The organism is Staphylococcus sp. Z5-21, assembly GCF_056529615.1.
In genome coordinates this window covers 1,172,934-1,194,184 of record NZ_CP096462.1, presented here as the reverse complement: position 1 = coordinate 1,194,184, position 21,251 = coordinate 1,172,934, and the positions used below count along the sequence as shown (strand labels likewise).

Here is a 21,251-nt window from a genome sequence, read left to right as displayed (position 1 = left end):
ATTTTAATTTCATTAATTATAACAGTGAGCAATTTCTTACGCAAGTTTAAAAACCACTGTTATACTTCTTTATATTAGTTATTTAAAGGAGGATTACGTTAATTATGAAAGACTTAAAGTTATCGGCACTTAACTTAGTGCCAATTCGTGAAGGTCAAAATGACCAGAATGCCATAGAAGATATGGTGACGTTAGCACAACAATTAGAATCCTTAGATTATGAGCGTTATTGGATTGCCGAACATCATAACGCGCCTAATCTAGTCAGTTCAGCGACCGCATTGTTGATCCAACACACTCTAGAACATACTTCAAAAATACGTGTTGGATCTGGAGGAATCATGTTACCTAATCATGCACCTCTGGTTGTCGCTGAACAATTCGGTACAATGGAAACAGTGTTTCCAAATCGTGTAGATTTAGGTTTAGGTCGTGCACCAGGAACAGATATGATGACGGCTAGCGCGTTAAGAAGAGACCAGCATAATGGCGTTTATGAATTCCCTGAAGAAGTTGAACAATTGGCAACTTATTTCGGACCAGCAAATAAACAGGCTTATGTTCGCGCGTATCCTGCAGTAAACAAAAACGTTCCACTTTATATACTTGGTTCTTCCACTGACTCGGCTCATTTAGCTGCGCGTAAAGGCCTTCCTTATGTATTTGCGGGTCACTTTGCTCCTCAACAGATGAAAGATGCTATACAAATATACAAAGAATTATTTGAACCATCAGAGGTATTAAGTGAACCTTACGTTATCGTTTGTTTAAATGCAATCGTCGCAGATACAGATGAACAAGCTGAATACTTATCAACGACACAAGCACAAGTAATGGTCAGTATAACTAGAGGAAGAATGCAACCAGTTCAACCGCCAACAGACGATTTAAGAGGTTTATTAACGCCTACTGAATTTGAATTAGCGAAACAGAGAATGGCTCAATCATTAATAGGATCAGAAGAAACTGTAAAAGCTAAATTAACTTCATTTATTGAAGAACATGGTGAGATAGACGAACTAATGGCAATAAGCTACATTTACGATCAAGATGCACAGGTAGAATCTTACCGTAAATTAAAACATGTGATTGAATCTCTATAACATTATGTTATATACAACACTGATAAAATTCAATGCACTAGAGCGCGTATGTGTACTATACATTGGAATATCAACTCAAGTAATGATAAAAAAGCACAACTTACTTTATAAAAGTAAGTTGTGCTTTTTATTTAATCGAATAAACTATTATTTTTCGTCTTTTTCTTTTTTACCATCTTTATTATCGTTATCACTGCCACCAGTGAATTTATCGATTTGTTCAGATGCTTGTTTAGCTTTTTCATTATCTGTATCTTTTAATTTATCTGATACTGTTTTTGCAGTTTCTTTTGCTTTTTCAAAGAAATTTTCAGCCATATGAATCGCTCCATTTAATTAATTGAATTAGTGTAAATTATTTTTTGAATTTATCGATAACTTCATTAGCTTTATCTTTTGCATTTTCTACAAACTCTTTAGCTTTACCTGAAGTTTTATCTTCTTTACCTTCGTTTTCTAATTCTTTATTATCAGTAACGTTTCCAACTGTTTCTTTCACATTACCTTTTGCTTGTTCAAATTTATTTTCATCTGCCATAATAATTACCTCCTTGCGATATATAATATACATACCACTCAGTAAACTAATTAAACATACAAATAAAAAATTTTTGTTTTTTACTAACATAGATATATAAACTAATAAAAAATGATAGCTTACACATTAAATATAAAACATATAACCGTCTAAGTTATTAGTTTCTTTATACTCAGCTAAATATTTTAAAGATGTATTATCAAGTACATCTCTTACCGCATCTCTCATTCTGATCCAAAGCTGTTTCTGTGCGGGTGGTTCAGACTCTATGCTTTCGACAAAGGTAATTGGTCCTTCAAGTAAGCGTATAATATCACCAGCAGTAATTTCATCCGCTGGTACTCTTAATTGATAGCCACCTTTTGCACCACGAACACTTCGAATTAATCCGGCATTTCTTAATGTACCTACTAATTGCTCTAGATACAGATCACTTAAGTTGTTTTCTTCTGCTATCGATTTTAATGACACACATCCTTGGCCTTCTTTTTTGGCAAGCGATATCATTAATGTTAACCCATATCTTCCTTTTGTTGAAATTTTCATTATATTACCTCACTTAATTCGAATACTATATATTAACATTCTATCATTTTTTAAGTTAATATAGAATAAGAAAGGTGTGAAAGATTTTGACAAATGAACCATTAGCTTCAAGAATGCGTCCAAATAATATCGATGAAATCATTTCTCAAGAACACTTAGTTGGACCAAAAGGAATTATTCGAAGAATGGTTGAAACTAAAAGACTTTCTTCAATGATATTTTATGGACCTCCTGGTATTGGTAAGACGAGTATCGCGAAAGCCATATCAGGAAGTACTCAATTTAAATTCAGACAGTTAAACGCTGTTACAAATACTAAAAAAGATATGCAACTCATTGTAGAAGAAGCAAAAATGTCTGGACAAGTTATTTTATTACTAGATGAAATCCACCGTTTAGATAAAGCGAAACAGGATTTTTTATTACCACATTTAGAAAATGGAAAAATTGTGTTAATCGGTGCTACGACGTCAAATCCCTATCATGCGATAAATCCTGCGATTCGATCTCGTGCTCAAATTTTCGAGTTATATCCACTTGACGAAAACGATGTCAGGGTATCATTGGATAGAGCATTAAATGATTCTGAAAGAGGTTTAGCTAGCTACAATCCAATGGTCGATGAAGACGCTATGGCTTATTTTACAACCCAAAGTCAAGGTGACGTTAGGAGTGCATTAAATGCCTTGGAACTAGCCGTATTGAGTTCGGAAAATATTGATCAACAACGACATATTACTTTGCAAGATGCAAAAGATTGCCTACAAAAAGGCGCTTTTGTAAGTGATAAAGATGGCGACATGCATTATGATGTGATGAGTGCATTCCAAAAATCAATCCGCGGTAGTGATGTTAACGCTGCGTTACACTATCTTGCCCGTTTAATTGAAGCTGGGGATTTACCCACAATAGTTAGAAGATTACTGGTAATCAGTTTTGAAGATGTTGGACTAGCTTCTCCAAGTGCAGGTCAACGTACACTAGCTGCAATTGAATCAGCTGAAAGATTAGGTTTTCCTGAAGCTAGAATCCCATTAAGTCAAGCAGTCATAGAACTTTGTTTATCTCCAAAATCAAATTCAGGTATCAGTGCGATTGATGCAGCCCTTTCCGATATTAGAAAAGGTCATGTTGGTCAAATACCAGATCATCTAAAAGACGGTCATTATGCTGGTGCAAAAGAACTTGGTCGTTCTATCGGTTATAAATATCCACATAACTATGAAAATGGTTTTGTCGCACAACAATATCTACCAGATAAATTGAAAAATAGAATATACTATGAACCAAAAACAACTTCAAAAAGTGAGCAACAATTTAAAGCTGTGTTCGATCATATTAATCAATCGCAGCAAAAAAATAAAGGCTAAAGCCACATTACCTCAAATACGATGAAATCATTTTCTATTTTAAGCCTTACAAATATAAAAAGCGCTAACCCAATGAAGATGGATTAGTGCTTTTTAATTTAGGCTTTATTATTACTTTTAATTGTTTGAATTAAATATCGCACAAAAATAGTCTTTTGTAGCACTTATTATTTTTTATCCTTAATTCTAGTTACAGGTATATCTTTTAAAATGTCATTAACAACGTAACTAGCACTAATTAAACCCACTACACTCGGTACAAAGGCATTAGATGAAGGTGGAATTTGTGCCTTTCTTGTTGAAGCATTTGCGTCTCCAACAGTTTCTTTAACATCTTCTCTAATGACGATTGGACTTTCATCAGAAAAAACCACTGGTACCCCTTTGGTTATACCTAATTTTTTTAATTTTCTACGAATGATTTTAGCCATTGGATCCATATATGTTTCTGAGATATCGGCAATTTGGAATTTTGTAGGATCTGTTTTATTTGCCGCACCCATGCTCGAAATCACAGAAATCCCTCTATCCAAACACTCTTTCATAAGATGAACTTTATACATAATTGTATCACTTGCATCGACAAAATAATCGATATCATAATTATTAAATAATTCCTCATATGTATCCTCAGTATAAAACATATGCAGAGATGTCAACTTACAATCAGGATTAATAAGTTTAATGCGTTCCTCCATCAATGTTACTTTACTTTGCCCAATGGTTGTTGTCAAAGCGTGAAGTTGTCTGTTGACGTTAGTAATATCAACATCATCTTTATCTATAAGAATAATATGTCCAATATTAGTTCTTGCAAGTGCCTCAGCTGCGAATGAACCTACGCCACCTACACCTAAGATAACAACAGTCTTTTGTTTTAAAAGCGCCAGGCCTTCCTGACCGTATGCTAATTCATTTCTAGAAAATTGGTGTTTCATGTCATACTCCTTATTCATAAAAAATTATTTATTTTAAAAAATCATATTGTCAAAATTATATTTTCGTCGTTCATGTATTTTAAAAGTATAGTTTATCGTTTAATATCAAAAAAATACGCAAGACCGAAGTCTTGCGTACCGATAGAGTCCGTTAGTGCCGTAGTTATAAAATGCTTGATCATTCGGCCTGCTTATAACAGGTGGGTGCCCTGTTTCTTGTTTTGCAAGTCCTCCTAAATGAGGCGTGTGCGCTGCAAGAAAACCCATTGGGCTCCCGGATCAAAGAGTGTTAGGCCCAAATATGAAGCAAACTTACGAACACTACAGATGACTATCTTATGGAATAATCATAACACAATATTAAAATATAGCAAGAATTAAAACTTCGTGAACATATTAATGACGTATACGTAATGATAGTTCTTCTAATTGATTTTCAGAAACTTCACTTGGTGCATCTGTTAATAGACACGTTGCTGAAGCCGTTTTAGGGAATGCAATCGTATCACGTAAATTCGTACGACCTGTTAATAGCATAACTAAACGGTCAAGTCCTAACGCAATACCACCATGTGGTGGTGCACCATATTTGAATGCATCAAGTAAGAAACCAAATTGTTCCTGAGCTTGTTCTTCAGTAAAGCCTAAGACTTCAAACATTTTAGCTTGCAGCTCTCCGTTATGGATTCTGATTGATCCACCACCTAATTCGTAACCATTTAACACAACATCGTATGCATTAGCTTGTGCATTTTCAGGTTCGCTATCTAATTTTTCAATATCTTCTTGTTTTGGTGCTGTGAATGGATGATGTGCTGCAGTATAGCGTTTGAGATCTTCATCATATTCTAATAATGGCCAATCTGTTACCCACAAGAAATTCAATTTAGATTCGTCTATTAAGTCTAACTCTCTTGCAAGTTTAAGTCTAAGTGCACCTAAACTTTGAGCAACAACATTGGGTTTATCAGCAACAAATAATACTAAATCTCCAGATTCTGCATTTGTTAATGATTGTAATTTTTCAATATGTGTTGTTTCAAAGAATCTAGCGATTGGACCACTTAAACCGTCATCAACCACTTTGACCCAAGCCAATCCTTTAGCGCCATAAATATTTACAAATTCAGTTAATGCATCAATATCTTTTCTAGTATATTGATCAGCTGCCCCTTTTGCAACGATTGCTTTAACTTGGCCATCATTATTAACGGCATCTTTAAATACTTTGAAGTCCATCTCTTCGCCAAGTTCAGATACATTAATTAACTCCATTTCAAAACGTGTATCTGGTTTATCTGACCCATAACGTTCCATTGCTTCATTATATGTCATTCTTGGGAATGGACGTGGAATTTCAACATGTTTGACATCTTTTACGACATTTTGCAACATTTCTTCACCCATATCCATGACATCTTCTTGATCAACAAAGCTCATTTCGATATCGACTTGAGTGAATTCTGGTTGACGGTCGGCACGTAAATCTTCGTCACGGAAACATTTGACGATTTGATAGTATTTATCAAAACCACTAATCATTAATAACTGCTTAAAAATTTGAGGTGATTGTGGTAATGCATAAAACTCTCCATCATGTACACGAGAAGGTACAAGATAATCACGCGCACCTTCAGGCGTTGATTTAGTTAATACTGGCGTTTCGATATCAAAAAAGCCTTCTTTATCTAAATATTGTCTTATTGAACGTGTTGTTTGATGTCTCATTTTAAAAGTTTGTGCTAATTCTTGTCGTCTTAAATCAAGATATCTATATTTCAATCGAATGTTTTCATCAACATTTTGATTTTCTTCATTAATAGCAAAAGGTGGCGTTTCTGATTTATTAATGATATTGATTTCTGATACTTGCACCTCTACTTGACCCGTTGCAATTTTATGATTGACTGTTTGAGGGTCACGTTTTTTAACTAGACCTTTAACCTCTACAACATATTCCGATCTTACGGTTTCAGCAGTTTTCAATGCTTCTTCAGAAAAATCTGGATTAAACACGATTTGTACATAACCTTCACGGTCACGTAAATCAACAAAAATTAATCCTCCCAAATCTCTACGGTTGTGTACCCAACCCTTTAATGTAACTTCTTGATCTAATAAAGATTCCGTTACTAAACCACAATATGTTGTACGTTTACTCATTTTATCTTCTCCTTATTTTTTAAAATAATTAACTAATTTATCTAAATCAACGCTTTCACTTTCACCTGTTTGCATATTTTTAACATTAATTTTATTTTCTTGTAATTCTTGCTCACCAATAACAATTGTGTAATTAGCATTTAATCTATCCGCTTGTTTCATTTGACCCTTAACTTTACGTTGTAAGTAATCTTTATCTGCCTTAACACCATTTCGACGTAAATCATTAAGTAGTTTAACTGCATATCGATTTGCTTCTTCACCCATCGTAACAATGAATAAATCAAAGTCATGTTCAGTATCTAGTTCAATGTTTTCTTCATCAAGTGCTAACAGTAACCTTTCAATACTTAAAGCAAAACCTATACCTGTTTGGTGAGGTCCATCTAATAACTCTAATAATCCATTATAACGACCGCCACCACATAAAGTTGTTATCGCACCATCATAGTTAGGATTATCAATCATTAATTCAAATGCAGTGTGCGTATAATAGTCTAGGCCTCGTACCAAATTAGGATCTTCAACATAAGGTACACCTAAGTCATCTAAATGTTGTTTGACATCTGCATAATACTGCTTAGATGTTTCATTTAAAAATTCTGTAATTCTAGGCGCAGTTTTCACTGCTTCTTTATCTTTATCTATTTTACAATCCAATATTCTCATTGGATTCGTGTGCAATCTTGATTGACAATCACTACAAAAGTCGCCAATAACTGGTTCGAAATGTTTAACTAAAGCTTCGTTATATTCGTGACGTGAATCGATATCACCAATACTATTAATCACTAATTTTAAATGTTTTAACCCAAATGATTGATAAATGTGCATTGCCATAGCTAATACTTCAGCATCAACACCAGGGTTTTCAGCACCAATTGCTTCAACTCCAAATTGTGTAAATTGGCGATAACGTCCTTTTTGTTTGCGTTCATATCTAAACATCGGACCATTATAATAAAGCTTAATAGGTTGATTTGGTAAACCTTGCATTTTATTTTCAATGTATGAACGAACTACTGCAGCAGTCCCTTCTGGACGTAACGTAATGCTTCTATCACCTTTATCTTTAAAAGTATACATTTCTTTTTGTACAACATCTGTAGAATCTCCTACACCACGTGCAAACAATTCAGTACTCTCAAAAATAGGTGTACGAATTTCTTGATAATTATATACTTCCATTAATTCATCTAATCTTGCTTCTATAAAACGCCATTTTTTAGTTTCATTTGGTAAAATATCTTGCGTCCCTCTAGGTATATTGATCATAGAATCTCTCCTTTTATGCAATAAAAAAACCCTTGCATGACTAATAAGTCATACAAGGGACGAATTTCCGTGTTGCCACCCTAATTGGTTATAAGTTGTAATTTATAACCCACTTCTTACGATTAACGCTCGTTACGCGGCTTTTTAAAAAGCACCTGTTCTTGTGTTATATATTTCTAACTTAATTTGCATAATTTTTCAGCCATGAATTATGTCTCTACACACGTAAAATGCTACCATTTCAATTAGAAATTTCAAGAATCATATCGGTTTTAATATAGAATTCATATTCAATGATAACGACTTTGTTAAAAATATGCAACCTTTTTATTCTGAAAAATACGCCCGTAGTCCTTCAACAATTGTTTGTTCTACAATATGACGATGTAATTTTTCTGTAATCATATCTTCATCTGTTGGATTACTAATATAACCTAGTTCTAATAAGACAGCAGGTACGTTTGTTTGTCTCAATACTTGGAAGTTTTCTTGTCTTGCGCCTTTATTGGTTAATAACGCTTTCTTTTGCAAGCTGGCACTTAAGGTTTCAGCTAATGCTTTTTGATTGTCTTTAAACCAATAGACTGTACTTCCATTTGCTGTGGAAGATTTAAGTGAATCATTATGTATACTAATATAAGCATCACCTTTAATATTACGGTCATCAAGTGTTACATAAGTATCAGACTCACGCGTCATACTTACTGTTGCGCCTTCTTTCTCAAGAAGTGCTCTTAATTCTTTAGCCGTTTTTAAAGTATATACTTTCTCTTTGCTTTTTTTGTGGGTATTACTTGATGCACCCTGATCACTACCACCGTGACCAGGATCAAGTACAATTGTTTTATCTTTTAATGGTTTAGCATTGGGATTCTTATCTGCTTGAATATTCAAATTGGTATGCCAACCTGCTACCCAACCTTTTTCTTTGTTATTACTGGATACAACTTCTATCCATTTACCAGTTTTGCCTATTTTATGGAAATTTTGTCCTTTGTCAATTGAATGTATTTCAGGATAAGCAGCGCTAGGTCCTGTTCTCAATTCAGCATCTTCAGTAATATAAATCGTACTACTGTCTTCGTCATTATGATTTAAGAAAGCAATGGCCATAAAAACAAAGAGTACAAATGCAACAACGACAATAAGTGTGGGGATGTTTCTAAGATTATGTTTTTCTAACCAATCATTGAACTTCTTCATATGATTTTGCCATCCTGACTTTCATAAATAATCGTTACAGGACCATCATTGGCAATATCAACAAGCATGTCTGTACCAAATTCACCGGTTAATACATTAATACCATATGAGCGTAAAGTATCATTGAATTGTTCATATAATTCATTAGCGCGATCAGGTGACATCGATTGTGTGAATCCTGGTCTATTTCCTTTTCTAACATCTGCATACAAAGTGAATTGTGAAATAGACAATATTTCTCCTTCAACTTGTTGTAAGTTTAAATTTAATTTACCATCTGCATCCTCAAATAAACGTGCATTAACAATTTTTTTCGCTAATGTAGCAATATCTGCTTCAGTTGATGATTTTCCTACACCAACTAATAAACAGTAGCCTTTATTTATTTTATTATCTACTGAGTCATTTGTAACTGAAGCGTGTTTCACTCTTTGAACTACGATTCTCATTTGGTTGCACCTCTAATTCCATACTCTAGTGACTGTGTATACATCGCCGAGCTGTTTAATTTTATCTACAACTTGGTAAACTTCATTTACATTTTTTACCATAACACTAATATTAATCACTGCATTTTTGTCAATATCTGAACGGCCTGAAACTTTGACTAAGTTGCTTTGTGTTGAATTGACAGCTTGTAATACTTCATTTAAAAGGCCGTTTCTATCGTAAGCAGAAACTTCTAAATCCACTTGATAGCGTTGCGTTGAATCCTTTGAGCGTACCCATTCAACATGTATCAATCTTTCTTTTTCATTCTTGATATTTGGACAGTCCGTTCGGTGAACTTTTATGCCATGACCTTTAGTGATATATCCAACGATATCATCTCCGGGTATAGGATTACAACATTTTGATAATCTAATTAATACATTTTCAATACCTTCTACATATACACCACTATCGGTTGTAATATCATCTTTAATTGGTACAGATTTAGTAATTTCTTGTGCTTCATTCAAGGCTTTTTGTTTATCGATAATACGTTGTTTTTCAGTTAATTTATTGACTATTTGTAGTGCAGTTACGCCACCAAAGCCTACAGCTGCAAATAAATCATCTTCATTTGCAAAATTATATTTATCATTAACGACAGCGATATTATCATCCGTTAGCACGGTATCAACTCTAAAGCCTTGGTCTTTAATTTCCGCTTCAATCATGAATTTACCCTTTTCAATATTTGAAGAACGGTCTTGCTTTTTAAAGAAACTACGTATTTTACTTTTAGCACTAGATGATTTTACTATTTTCAACCAATCTCTACTAGGACCATAAGAATGTTTACTCGTTCTGATTTCTACTATATCACCAGTTTGTAACACATAATCTATCGGCTCAATTTTACCATTTACTTTTGAACCAATCATCTTATTACCTACTTCACTATGTACCGCATAGGCAAAATCGATAGGAACCGCACCATATGGTAATTCAATTACATCACTTTCTGGCGTAAATGCATAGACTTTATCACTTTGCAAGTCAAATTTAAGAGTTTCCATAAACTCTTCAGCATCAGAAGTTGTATTATTTGTTTCAGCTAATTCCTTAATCCAATTCAATTTATTATTAAAATTTTGTGACTTCTCAGTTACTTTCTTACCTTCTTTGTATGCCCAATGTGCTGCAACACCGTGCTCTGCAATTTCATGCATTTCAAAGGTTCTTATTTGAATTTCTAATGGATCGCCATTAGGGCCCACGACTGTAGTATGTAATGACTGGTACATATTCTGCTTCGGCATAGCAATATAGTCTTTAAATCTGCCTGGCATTGGTTTCCATAATGTATGCACTAAACCTAACACAGCATAACAATCATTAATTGAATTGACGATGATACGTATTGCTAATAGATCAAAGATTTGATCAAATTGTTTCTTCTGTTTAACCATTTTTCTATAAATGCTATAGATATGTTTAGGACGACCATTAATATCCCCTACAATATTCATACTAGTTAAATCAGACTGAATTTGATTAATCGCGTTTTGAATATACTCTTCTCTTTCACTGCGTTTCTTTTTCATGAGATTCACGATTCTAAAATATTGTACAGAATCTGTATATCTTAAAGCCGTATCTTCTAATTCCCATTTAATCGTATTAATCCCTAATCGATGTGCTAATGGTGCATAAATTTCTAATGTCTCTTTAGAAATTCTAATTTGTTTTTCCCTTGGCATTGCTTTTAATGTTCTCATATTATGTAATCGGTCTGCTAATTTAACTAAGATAACTCGAACATCTTTAGCAATAGCAATAAATAATTTTCTATGATTCTCTGCTTGTTGTTCTTCTTTAGATCGATATTTCACTTTTTTTAATTTTGTTACGCCTTCAACAATTACTGCAATTTCTTCATTGAACATGCCTTTCACATCATCAAATGTATAAGGTGTATCTTCAATTACATCGTGTAAGAAACCTGCAACAATCGTTGGACCATCTAAATGCATTTCCGTTAAGATACCTGCAACTTGAATTGGATGCATAATATAAGGTAATCCATTTTTTCTAAATTGGCCTTCATGTGCTTCGTAGGCTATATGATAACTTTTTAATACAAATTCATAGTCCTCTTTTGATAAATATGATTTTGCTTTAGATAGTACTTCATCTGCACTATATGGATATTCATTATTCACTTAAGACACCCCTATACTAAATATTAATCGCTATTAGATACCCAGTATTATATTTCGTTAGCTTCAATAGCTTCTATTCATTGTATTATTTTCGATTATAACGTTTTTTTACGTTATTAGGCCAAATTTTGTATAATAGTTATATAATACTACATGTTATTAAATAAATAAATGCGTAGGCCATACGAATAATAAAATCCAGTTTAAAATTATTCTAATTTTCATTTCAAAGTATCATTTAGAACAGTCTATATTTGAATAAATAAAAAAGCCAGATAGCACATGCCTTAAAATGTGCATATCTGACTTCTTTTACTAGATTAATTTAATCTTCATATGAAATTAAACTCATTACATCATAGTCTTTAATTTTTTCAATACCGTTTAAGTATTTTAATTCTATTATGAATGCGATGCCAACAACAATGCCACCTAATTTTTCAACAAGTTTAATAGCAGCTTCAATTGTTCCACCTGTAGCAAGTAAATCATCCGTGATTAATACACGTTGCCCTGGTTTTATAGCATCTTTGTGCATTGTTAACACATTCGTGCCATATTCTAAATCATATTCATAACGGATAACTTCGCGTGGAAGTTTGCCTTCTTTACGCACTGGTGCAAAACCAATGCCCATTGAATATGCCACTGGACATCCAATGATGAAACCACGCGCTTCAGGTCCAACAATAATATCTACGTCTCTAAGTTTCGCATATTCAACAATTTGATCAGTAGCGTAACCATACGCTTCTCCATTATCCATAATTGTCGTTATATCTTTAAAATTCACACCCGGTTTTGGCCAATCTTCAACTTCAGATACATATTGTTTTAAATCCATTCAAACTTCCTCCTATTTATCTACCAGTTCAGTTTTAATCCATTTTTTTAAATTAGCGAAATCATCATAGAGAAGCACTTTTTCAACTTCTATTCTATCTAGTCTGCCTTGATAGTATTTACTAGATTCTATTTCTCTCTTTGTTGAAACACTATTCATTTTAATTATACCATTTTCATCTTTTATAAACTCTAAATCAAGAAAAACTTTTAGAATGAATTTAAGCATACTTGGTTGTATATTTAAAAATTGGCATAATTGCATGCCTTCTTTAGCTAAATCTGTTTCTTTTTTAGTTGCCAATGCTTTAAAGCATTTTTTAAATGTTTCCATTTTGGGCATACCTTCAAAATAAATTGAGCGTTCGTGATTAAGCACCAAGTATATTTGAGAAACATCAACTGTTTTAAGTGTTGTTTTTATAGCTTGAATTGAAGGTGGTAAATCTCTAAATACATATTTATCATATGATTGGTCAATTGTATCACCATAGTAGTAATAATTATCATCTAATTTTTCACTCTTGTTATGAATGAGATATGCAACGTTACTTGAGTCTTGTTCAAATCCACTCACTTTACTTTTGCTTCTATAATCTAAAATTTGTAAATTATTACTTGCTAAATCTTGAATCATAAATTGTGGAGATTGAAATCCGTTCCATTCATTTATTTGAAGTGTACCTATTACATTTATAGGTTGCTGTTCTCCTAGTTCTTTCACAAGATGACCATTCTGCCAAAAAATAGCTTGCAATTGGCTATCACCTAATACCATTTTCAAATGTTTTTTATCTTGACCAATGGCTTTAGCTTGATTGACTATGACGCCTTCTAATTCAAAACATGGGCTTGAAAAGTCAGTACCAAATGGTCTAAGTCTTTGAATATCTTGAATATTCTTGATTGTTATATCTGTTTCTGCTACTTTAACATCCACTTTTTTACGCGGTTCTAGTGATGTTGTTGATGCTAATTGTGCCATCCAATCATTTAAGCCTTGTCTTAAACTTTCGATATTTTCAATTGGCATTGTGATTCCAGCAGCCATATGATGCCCACCAAATTTTGAAATTAAATCTGAATGTGCATTTAAAATTTCAAACATTGAGACTTGTTCTATACTGCGTGCAGAACCTTTCGCATGATCTTGTGTTTCATCAATATTTAAAATCAATGTTGGTAAGCTATATGTTTCTACTATCTTAGATGCAACAATGCCAAGTACACCTTCATGCCAATCTGCCTGTGCTAAAAGTAAAAACTTTGTCCCTTGTTTGACTTGATCCTCAGCAGCAGCTAATGCCTCTTCTGTAATTTGGGCAACGATATCTTTTCGTTCTTGATTAAAGAATTCAACTTGTTCTGCTAAAAATTCTGCTTCTTCATCATTATCAGTCATCAATAACTCAGCAGCTAATGCTGCATCTTCGAGTCTACCTACCGCATTCAATCTTGGGCCAATAATAAATCCGATCGTTTCTTCCGTAATTACATCATTATAACCCGCTTGTTTAAGTATTGCCTTAATTGATGCTGGACAATGATCGTTTAGTATTTCTAAACCTTTTTGGACTAAAGCTCTGTTTTCATCAGTTAATGATACCAAATCGGCAACCGTTCCAATAGCAACTAATCCAAGAAAATAAGCTGGCGGTTCATCTAATAGATTTTGCGCTAATTTATATGCAACACCAGCCCCACATAAATATTTAAAGGGATAGTCAAACTCCGGATGCATTGGATGGACTATAGCAAACGCACTAGGCATTGTTCTACCAATTTCATGATGATCTGTAACAATAACATCGACACCTAAATCTTGAATCATCTGTATTTCATCATGTCCTTGTATACCGTTATCTACAGTTATTATTAAAGATATACCTTCCTCATGTGCATTTTTAAAAGCCATTTCATTGGGGCCGTACCCTTCTGAAAATCGATTGGGTATATACCAGCCAACATGCGCACCTAGCGCTTTTAATGTTTTTACTAATATTGTTGTTGATGTTACACCATCTGCATCGTAATCACCATAAACTAATATTTTTTGATTTTGATCGATGGCTAAATTAATACGTTCTATGGCTTTTTCCATATCGCTCATCAACCAAGCATCATGCATAACTTGTTTATTTTTTAATAATTGATCTATCGCTGCTTTATCGGTAATTTCTTTACTCTCTAATATTTTTTTTACAATAGGAGTTAGTTTTAAATCTAATGAAACATCCTCTGTAATTTCATTTTCTGGTGATTTAACGTCCCAAGTATATTTTGATTTAATCATACTATTCTCCCTCATTTCCACCAGTCATTATACAAAAGAAATCCAAAAATAAAAAGTGGTTCCATTTAAAAATAAAAATCAAGTGCCTGAACAAAGATATAGTTACTACTTTGATAAAGAAAAACGACCTTCTACAATTTATGCAGAAAGCCGTTTCACTATAATTTCAATGACTGATTGTTTATACTAAAATCTTTTCATCATTTGATTTTTTCTCTTTATGAACAATGATTTTGTTATTGTCTGATTTCTTAAGCTGTCGTTTCTTCATAATACCCCATAGCGGTACTGCAATAAATACAGATGAGAATACGCCTGAAATTAATCCAATTAATAAAGCTAATGAGAAGTTAAAGATACTTGGCGCACCGAAAATCAACAATGCGATTACAACAATAACTACAGTTAGTACAGTATTAATAGAACGTGTCATTGTTTGACGTATAGATCTATTAACAATATCATCAATTTGTTCATTTTTAGTAATCACTTTTACTTTGTGTAAGTTTTCCCGTACCCTATCGAATGTAACAATCGTATCATTGATAGAATAACCAATTATTGTAAGAACTGCTGCGATAAACGTAATATCGATTTCTATTCTAAATAGACTGAAGACGGCAACTATCATAAAGGCATCATGTAGCAATGCAAGTACAGATGACAGACCCATTCGCCATTCGAATCTAAATGTAATATAAATGATGATACCAATTGCTGCGTAAATGAGTGCTAACATTGCATTTTTAGCTAATTCCTGTCCTATAACTGGTGATACAGTGTTCACAGTCGGTTTATTACCAAATGATTGGTCTACCGTATCTTGAATTTTAGAAACTTCGTCTTTAGACAAGTCATGCTTAAATTGTACTGTTGCGTTTTTATCATTTTCACCAAGAGAAACTTGATCCGGTTTAAAGCCTTTACTTTCTAAAGTATTTGTAACTTTATTCTCGTCGACTTTATTATTAGATTCAAAATCAACTCGAGTACCACTTGTAAAATCAATACCTAAATTTAATCTGAAAATAAATAATATGATAGCACCCACAACAATAATAAGCACGCTTAAACCTAATAAAGGTTTTGCTAATTTCATAAAATCAATGCGCTCGTATGGTGTTTTCAAGTCATGTATTTCTTTTTCTTCATTAGCGTTATGGATATTTTTCTTACTAACACCAAATAGCCAATTGGATTTCTTAAAGAAATTAGATGATATTAATAACGATAATAACCATCTTGATAAGAATACTGCCGTTACGAAAATCATTAGGATACCTAATAATAACATCGTTGCGAAACCTTTAACAGAACTTTCACCAAAGAAGAATAACACTGCTGCTGCAATGACTGTAGTCAGCTGTGCATCGACAATAGTTAAGAAAGAGCTCTTATTAGCTTTTTTATAGGCTTGTTTAAGCGTTCGTCCAATCTTCAATTCATCTTTGATCCGCTCATACATTATAATATTAGCATCGACTGCCATACCTACACCAAGTACTAACGCAGCTAATCCTGGCAATGTTAATACACCAGAAATAAAGTTAAACGCTACTAATGTTAAATAAATGTAAGTTGTTAAAGCGATAACTGCAACTAATCCCGGTAAACGATAGAAACCTAACATAAATAGGTAAATAACAGCAATACCAATTGCAGCCGCTAATACAGTTTTATCTAAAGCGTCTTGACCAAATTGTGCACCTACAGAATTTGAGTATATTTCTTTAAGGTCTACTGGTAATGAACCAGAATTTAATAAATCAGCGATTTGTTTTGCTTTCTCTACGCCTTCTTCACCATTGAAACCACCAGAAATTTCCACACTATCTGAGTTAATCGGTTTGTCTACAGACGCTGCAGAAACGTATTTAGGATCTTTTTTATCCATTTCTTTATGGTAAGTATCACCTTTTTCATGATCTAACCATACAACCATGACATTTTCATCTTTTTTAGAAATTTCTTCAGTTACTTTTTTAAATTTATCGCTATCTTTTAATTTAAAAGTAACTGCTGGTTGGTTTGTATTTTGCTTAAATTCTTGTTTAGCCGACCCTTGTTGAATATCTTTACCTGTCAGTTTGACATTGTCATCAGCATCACGAATCGTTAAATTCGCTTGTGAAGATAAGATATCGCGGGCTTGAGATTGATTTTTCACACCTGCTAGCTGCACACGAATTCTATTATTATCTTCGACTTGTATTTTAGGCTCTGAAACCCCTAAGACATTGACACGGTTTTCAAGCGTCTTAGCTGTCGCTTTTACCGCTTTATCATCTATCTTATCGCCTTTTTGTAAAGGATCAACTTGATACAAGACTTCAAATCCACCTTGTAGATCTAATCCAAGATTGACATCTTTAACTACGTTCTTATATGTAAGTCCCATGCCTGCAAACAACAGAACTACAAGTAATATGAACCCAACTATTCTACTACTTTTCTTCACTTGAACACCTCATTGTAAGCTTATGTTTTAAGAATACTCGATTAAATTATATTAATGCAAGTTTAATAAAACTAGAAAATTTTACTCAACAACCTTATATATCTTAACATATTACAACGAGTGTAAAAACTAACTCAACTAATTTAACCTTGTATATTTCATTGTGACGATAGCAAAGCTCAGTTTTGACTAACATTCGTATAAAGTTAAATATATGGTATTACATTAAATTATAACACTCTATAGCGTTAAAGGTCTTACTTGTCATTATAACTAGCTGAAAGTAACCTAACAACCAACATCATCTTATTATATATTAGATCAATTTGATTAAAAGATATAAAAAAGAACTGATATAAACATATCAGTTCTAACATTTATTATGAAGGATCAACTTGTTTAATAGCTGGTTTTTCTAAAGTGATTTCAGTACCATTACCATTTAAAGTTAATACAACTGTTGTTTCGTCAACACTACGAACCGTACCTTTGATACCGCCGATTGTTGTAACACGTTGACCTGAGCTTACTTGACTAATCATTTCACGATGCTCTTTAGCCTTTTTTTGTTGTGGTCTAATTAAGAAGAACCACATTAATACTAATAATAATATTGGTAATATCAATGAAGTAAATTGCATTATTTTTTCTCCCTCTTAAAAGTTTTTTGGGTTTTCAACATTAAGTCCATACTGTTCAAAGAATTCTTCTTTAAAATCTAGAAGGCGATCTTCACGAATTGCTTGTCGGATATTTTCCATTAATTTCAGCAAGAAATGTAAATTATGATAAGTAGTAAGACGTATTCCAAAAGTTTCTTCTGCTTTTATTAAATGTCTTATGTATGCCCTACTATAATTTTTACAAGTATAGCAATCGCAATTATCATCAAGTGGTCCCAAATCTTCAGCGTATTTGGCATTTTTAATGATTACACGACCATGAGAAGTCATACAAGTACCATTACGCGCTATACGTGTTGGTAATACACAGTCAAACATATCCATGCCTCTAATACTACATTCAATTAATGCGTCAGGCGAGCCAACACCCATTAAATAACGTGGTTTATCTTTGGGCATGAATTGTTCCGTATGGTGTACCATATCGTACATCACTGGTTTAGGTTCTCCTACAGACAATCCGCCAATCGCATATCCAGGAAAATCTAAAGCTACTAACTCCTCAGCGCTTTGCTTTCTAAGATCTTTATATTCTCCACCTTGTATGATACCAAACAAGGCTTGATCCTCTGGTCTCGAATGTGCTTTAAGACAGCGTTCTGCCCATCTTGTTGTTCTTTCAATCGAGTCTTTCACATATTTATATTCAGCTGGCATAGGTGGACATTCATCAAATGCCATCATGATATCTGAACCTAAGTCATTTTGAATCTGCATAGATTTTTCAGGACTTAAAAATAGTTTAGATCCATTTGTGTGATGGCGAAATTCTACACCTTCCTCAGTAATCTTTCTTAAATTACTTAAACTAAATACTTGGAAACCACCAGAATCTGTCAGTATTGGACCATTCCAGTTCATGAACTGATGTAATCCCCCACTCTTTCTGATAATATCATTTCCCGGTTGTAACCACAAATGATATGTATTACCTAGTATAATCTTAGTTTCCATTTGATGTAATTCTTCTGGACTCATTGTTTTTACGGTTGCTTTCGTTCCAACAGGCATAAACATTGGTGTTTCAAACGAACCATGAGGTGTATGAACGATACCTAGTCTTGCACCTGATTGTTTACAAGTTTTAATATGCTCATATGTAACAGCTGGCGTTGGCATATAAAATCCCCTTTCATTCCCTAAATAATTAACATTGCATCTCCAAAACTAAAAAATCTATATTCTGAAGCTACAGCTTGATTGTAAGCATTAATGATATAATCTCTAGAACTAAAAGCAGACACAAGCATAACGAGTGTTGATTTTGGTAAGTGGAAATTGGTAATTAATCCGTCAATTGCTTTAAAATTGAATCCAGGGAAGATAAAAATATCTGTCCATCCACTTTTAGCGACAAATCTATCGCTTGATTGCATAATTGTTTCTAAAGTTCTTGTAGAAGTCGTACCAACAGAAATAATTCGATTACCATTGTCTCTTGTACTATTTAAAAGGTTTGCTGTAGCTTCATCCATTTGATAATATTCACTATGCATTTCATGATCATCGATATTATCTACACTAACTGGTCTAAATGTTCCTAGACCTACATGTAATGTAATAAAAGCTATATTTACACCTTGAGCTTTAATACGTTCTAACAATTCATCTGTGAAATGCAATCCTGCAGTGGGTGCTGCTGCCGACCCTGATGCTTTAGCATATACAGTTTGATAACGTTCTTGATCATCTAACCGTTCTTTAATATATGGTGGCAATGGCATTTCACCTAGCTCATCCAAACGCTCTTGAAGGATACCATCATAGTGCAATCGCATGATACGACCACCTTGATCCAATTCTTCAATGCATTCGGCTATGATTTTCCCTTCACCAAAGGTCAATTTGTTACCAACCTTAATTCTTTTAGCTGGTTTTAATAATACTTCCCAATCATTGCCTTCGATTTGAGTAAGCATTAACATTTCTACCTTAGCACCTGTTTCTTCTTTCATTCCAAATAAACGTGCTGGCATAACCCTTGTATCATTTAATACAAGTGTATCCCCTTCATTAAGGTAATCTGTGACATCTTTAAAATGTTTATGTTCAATATTACCAGATTGTCTGCCAAGAATTAGCAATCTACTTTCATCTCTGTTCTTCAGAGGTGTTTGTGCAATTAATGCTTCAGGCAAGTGATAATCAAATGCTTCAATATCCAAACTTATTCCTTCTTTCCATTCTTCTTGCTAAAATGTTCAAATGCATAAGGTGTCGCTTTTCTACCTCTTGGTGTACGTTCTATAAATCCTTTTTGAATTAAAAATGGCTCGTAAACATCTTCGATAGTTACACGTTCTTCACCAATCGAAACTGCAATCGTATCTAAGCCAACAGGGCCACCTTTATATTGTTCTAAAATACAATTCATCATTTTATGATCAATATAATCTAAACCTTCATCATCAACTTGAAGTAATTGTAATGAAGCTCTTGTTGTGGCAATACTTATTAATTCATCTTCGTTGACTTGTTGGAAATCACGCACGCGTTTCAACAACCTATTTGCTACTCTTGGTGTACCACGACTACGTTTCGCTAACTCAATTGCACTTTCGTCGTCAATGGAAGTGCCTAAAACTTCTGCCGTACGTACGATGATTTCTTTTAATTCAAGCTCTTGGTAATACTCAAGTCTTAAATGTACACCAAATCTATCTCGTAATGGTGCAGTTAAGCTACCAGCTCTTGTTGTGGCACCAATTAGCGTGAAAGGCGGTAAGTCAATTCTAATACTCCGTGCTTCCTCACCTTTACCAATAACAATATCTAAAAAGAAATCCTCCATCGCCGGATACAATACTTCTTCAACAACGCTACTCAATCTATGAATTTCATCTATAAATAGCACATCTCCAGGTTGTAAACTTGAAAGAATTGCAGCCAAATCACCCGGCCGTTCTATAGAAGGGCCTGAAATGATTCTGATATTTACTTCCATTTCATTGGCTATAATATTTGATAATGTTGTTTTACCTAAACCAGGGGGACCAAATAATAAAACATGATCTAACGGTTCTTGTCGCATTTTGGCAGCTTTAATAAACACTTCTAAATTTGACTTAATCGTAGATTGTCCAATATATTGGCGTAGTTTCGTTGGTCTTAAAGATAACTCAAATGAAGATTCTTCATCATGCATAGATTGATCAACCATTCTATCATCCATTTTTTTACCCCCTTT

18 protein-coding genes and 1 other RNA gene are annotated in these 21,251 nt (G+C 33.5%); 2 read left to right on the top strand and 17 right to left on the bottom strand.

Features of this window, described 5'->3' with window-relative positions:
- Positions 1-104 precede the first annotated feature (104 nt).
- On the top strand, positions 105-1,103 hold the full coding sequence (locus tag M1D64_RS05910) for an LLM class flavin-dependent oxidoreductase (RefSeq protein ID WP_069822035.1): 999 nt from the start codon (positions 105-107) through the stop codon (positions 1,101-1,103).
- A 147-nt stretch (positions 1,104-1,250) separates the two neighbouring features.
- Here M1D64_RS05910 and M1D64_RS05905 read toward each other — a convergent pair whose 3' ends face one another.
- From M1D64_RS05905 to cymR, 3 genes are all read right to left on the bottom strand, one after another.
- A complete protein-coding gene (locus tag M1D64_RS05905; RefSeq protein WP_162835595.1) occupies positions 1,251-1,421 on the bottom strand; it encodes a hypothetical protein in 171 nt (56 codons plus the stop codon).
- Between the two features lie 37 nt (positions 1,422-1,458).
- Positions 1,459-1,641: a CsbD family protein gene (locus tag M1D64_RS05900; RefSeq protein WP_002483111.1), complete on the bottom strand. Its 183-nt coding sequence runs from the start codon at positions 1,639-1,641 to the stop codon at positions 1,459-1,461.
- A 126-nt stretch (positions 1,642-1,767) separates the two neighbouring features.
- On the bottom strand, positions 1,768-2,187 hold the full coding sequence (cymR, locus tag M1D64_RS05895; RefSeq protein WP_002483110.1) for a cysteine metabolism transcriptional regulator CymR: 420 nt from the start codon (positions 2,185-2,187) through the stop codon (positions 1,768-1,770).
- A gap of 86 nt (positions 2,188-2,273) precedes the next feature.
- Here cymR and M1D64_RS05890 point away from each other — a divergent pair, with 86 nt between their 5' ends.
- A complete protein-coding gene (locus M1D64_RS05890; RefSeq protein WP_041080570.1) occupies positions 2,274-3,557 on the top strand; it encodes a replication-associated recombination protein A in 1,284 nt (427 codons plus the stop codon).
- Between the two features lie 167 nt (positions 3,558-3,724).
- Here the strand turns inward: M1D64_RS05890 and M1D64_RS05885 are convergent, their stop codons facing one another.
- The 14 genes from M1D64_RS05885 to ruvB form a co-directional block, all read right to left on the bottom strand.
- Complete coding sequence (locus M1D64_RS05885) at positions 3,725-4,495, bottom strand: tRNA threonylcarbamoyladenosine dehydratase (RefSeq protein ID WP_002483108.1); 771 nt, start codon at positions 4,493-4,495, stop codon at positions 3,725-3,727.
- 141 nt (positions 4,496-4,636) lie between these two features.
- Positions 4,637-4,828, bottom strand: a non-coding RNA gene (gene ssrS / locus M1D64_RS05880) — 6S RNA.
- Between the two features lie 63 nt (positions 4,829-4,891).
- Positions 4,892-6,658 carry an aspartate--tRNA ligase gene (gene aspS / locus M1D64_RS05875; protein WP_069822037.1) on the bottom strand — a complete coding sequence of 589 codons (1,767 nt, stop codon included), beginning with the start codon at positions 6,656-6,658 and terminating at the stop codon, positions 4,892-4,894.
- A 12-nt stretch (positions 6,659-6,670) separates the two neighbouring features.
- On the bottom strand, positions 6,671-7,933 hold the full coding sequence (gene hisS, locus M1D64_RS05870) for a histidine--tRNA ligase (protein WP_075339789.1): 1,263 nt from the start codon (positions 7,931-7,933) through the stop codon (positions 6,671-6,673).
- Positions 7,934-8,260: 327 nt separating this feature from the next.
- Entirely contained in the window at positions 8,261-9,136 is an 876-nt protein-coding gene (locus M1D64_RS05865) for an N-acetylmuramoyl-L-alanine amidase family protein (protein ID WP_075339790.1), read from the bottom strand.
- Complete coding sequence (gene dtd, locus M1D64_RS05860; protein WP_037538327.1) at positions 9,133-9,585, bottom strand: D-aminoacyl-tRNA deacylase; 453 nt, start codon at positions 9,583-9,585, stop codon at positions 9,133-9,135. Before dtd ends, M1D64_RS05865 begins: the two co-directional genes overlap by 4 nt.
- Positions 9,586-9,597: 12 nt before the next feature.
- Positions 9,598-11,787: a RelA/SpoT family protein gene (locus M1D64_RS05855; RefSeq protein WP_002483103.1), complete on the bottom strand. Its 2,190-nt coding sequence runs from the start codon at positions 11,785-11,787 to the stop codon at positions 9,598-9,600.
- A 325-nt stretch (positions 11,788-12,112) separates the two neighbouring features.
- Positions 12,113-12,631 carry an adenine phosphoribosyltransferase gene (locus tag M1D64_RS05850; protein ID WP_002483102.1) on the bottom strand — a complete coding sequence of 173 codons (519 nt, stop codon included), beginning with the start codon at positions 12,629-12,631 and terminating at the stop codon, positions 12,113-12,115.
- A 12-nt stretch (positions 12,632-12,643) separates the two neighbouring features.
- Positions 12,644-14,923: a single-stranded-DNA-specific exonuclease RecJ gene (recJ, locus tag M1D64_RS05845; protein ID WP_069837975.1), complete on the bottom strand. Its 2,280-nt coding sequence runs from the start codon at positions 14,921-14,923 to the stop codon at positions 12,644-12,646.
- A 181-nt stretch (positions 14,924-15,104) separates the two neighbouring features.
- Positions 15,105-17,381, bottom strand: coding sequence for a protein translocase subunit SecDF (gene secDF / locus M1D64_RS05840; protein WP_075339792.1), 2,277 nt, complete (start codon positions 17,379-17,381; stop codon positions 15,105-15,107).
- A 380-nt stretch (positions 17,382-17,761) separates the two neighbouring features.
- On the bottom strand, positions 17,762-18,022 hold the full coding sequence (gene yajC / locus M1D64_RS05835; RefSeq protein WP_011302951.1) for a preprotein translocase subunit YajC: 261 nt from the start codon (positions 18,020-18,022) through the stop codon (positions 17,762-17,764).
- 15 nt (positions 18,023-18,037) lie between these two features.
- Positions 18,038-19,183 (bottom strand): tRNA guanosine(34) transglycosylase Tgt, encoded by a 1,146-nt coding sequence (gene tgt / locus M1D64_RS05830; protein ID WP_011302950.1) that lies wholly within the window; start codon positions 19,181-19,183, stop codon positions 18,038-18,040.
- Between the two features lie 20 nt (positions 19,184-19,203).
- Positions 19,204-20,229 (bottom strand): tRNA preQ1(34) S-adenosylmethionine ribosyltransferase-isomerase QueA, encoded by a 1,026-nt coding sequence (gene queA, locus M1D64_RS05825; RefSeq protein WP_041080566.1) that lies wholly within the window; start codon positions 20,227-20,229, stop codon positions 19,204-19,206.
- A 2-nt stretch (positions 20,230-20,231) separates the two neighbouring features.
- Complete coding sequence (gene ruvB / locus M1D64_RS05820) at positions 20,232-21,236, bottom strand: Holliday junction branch migration DNA helicase RuvB (RefSeq protein ID WP_002483095.1); 1,005 nt, start codon at positions 21,234-21,236, stop codon at positions 20,232-20,234.
- Positions 21,237-21,251 lie beyond the last annotated feature (15 nt).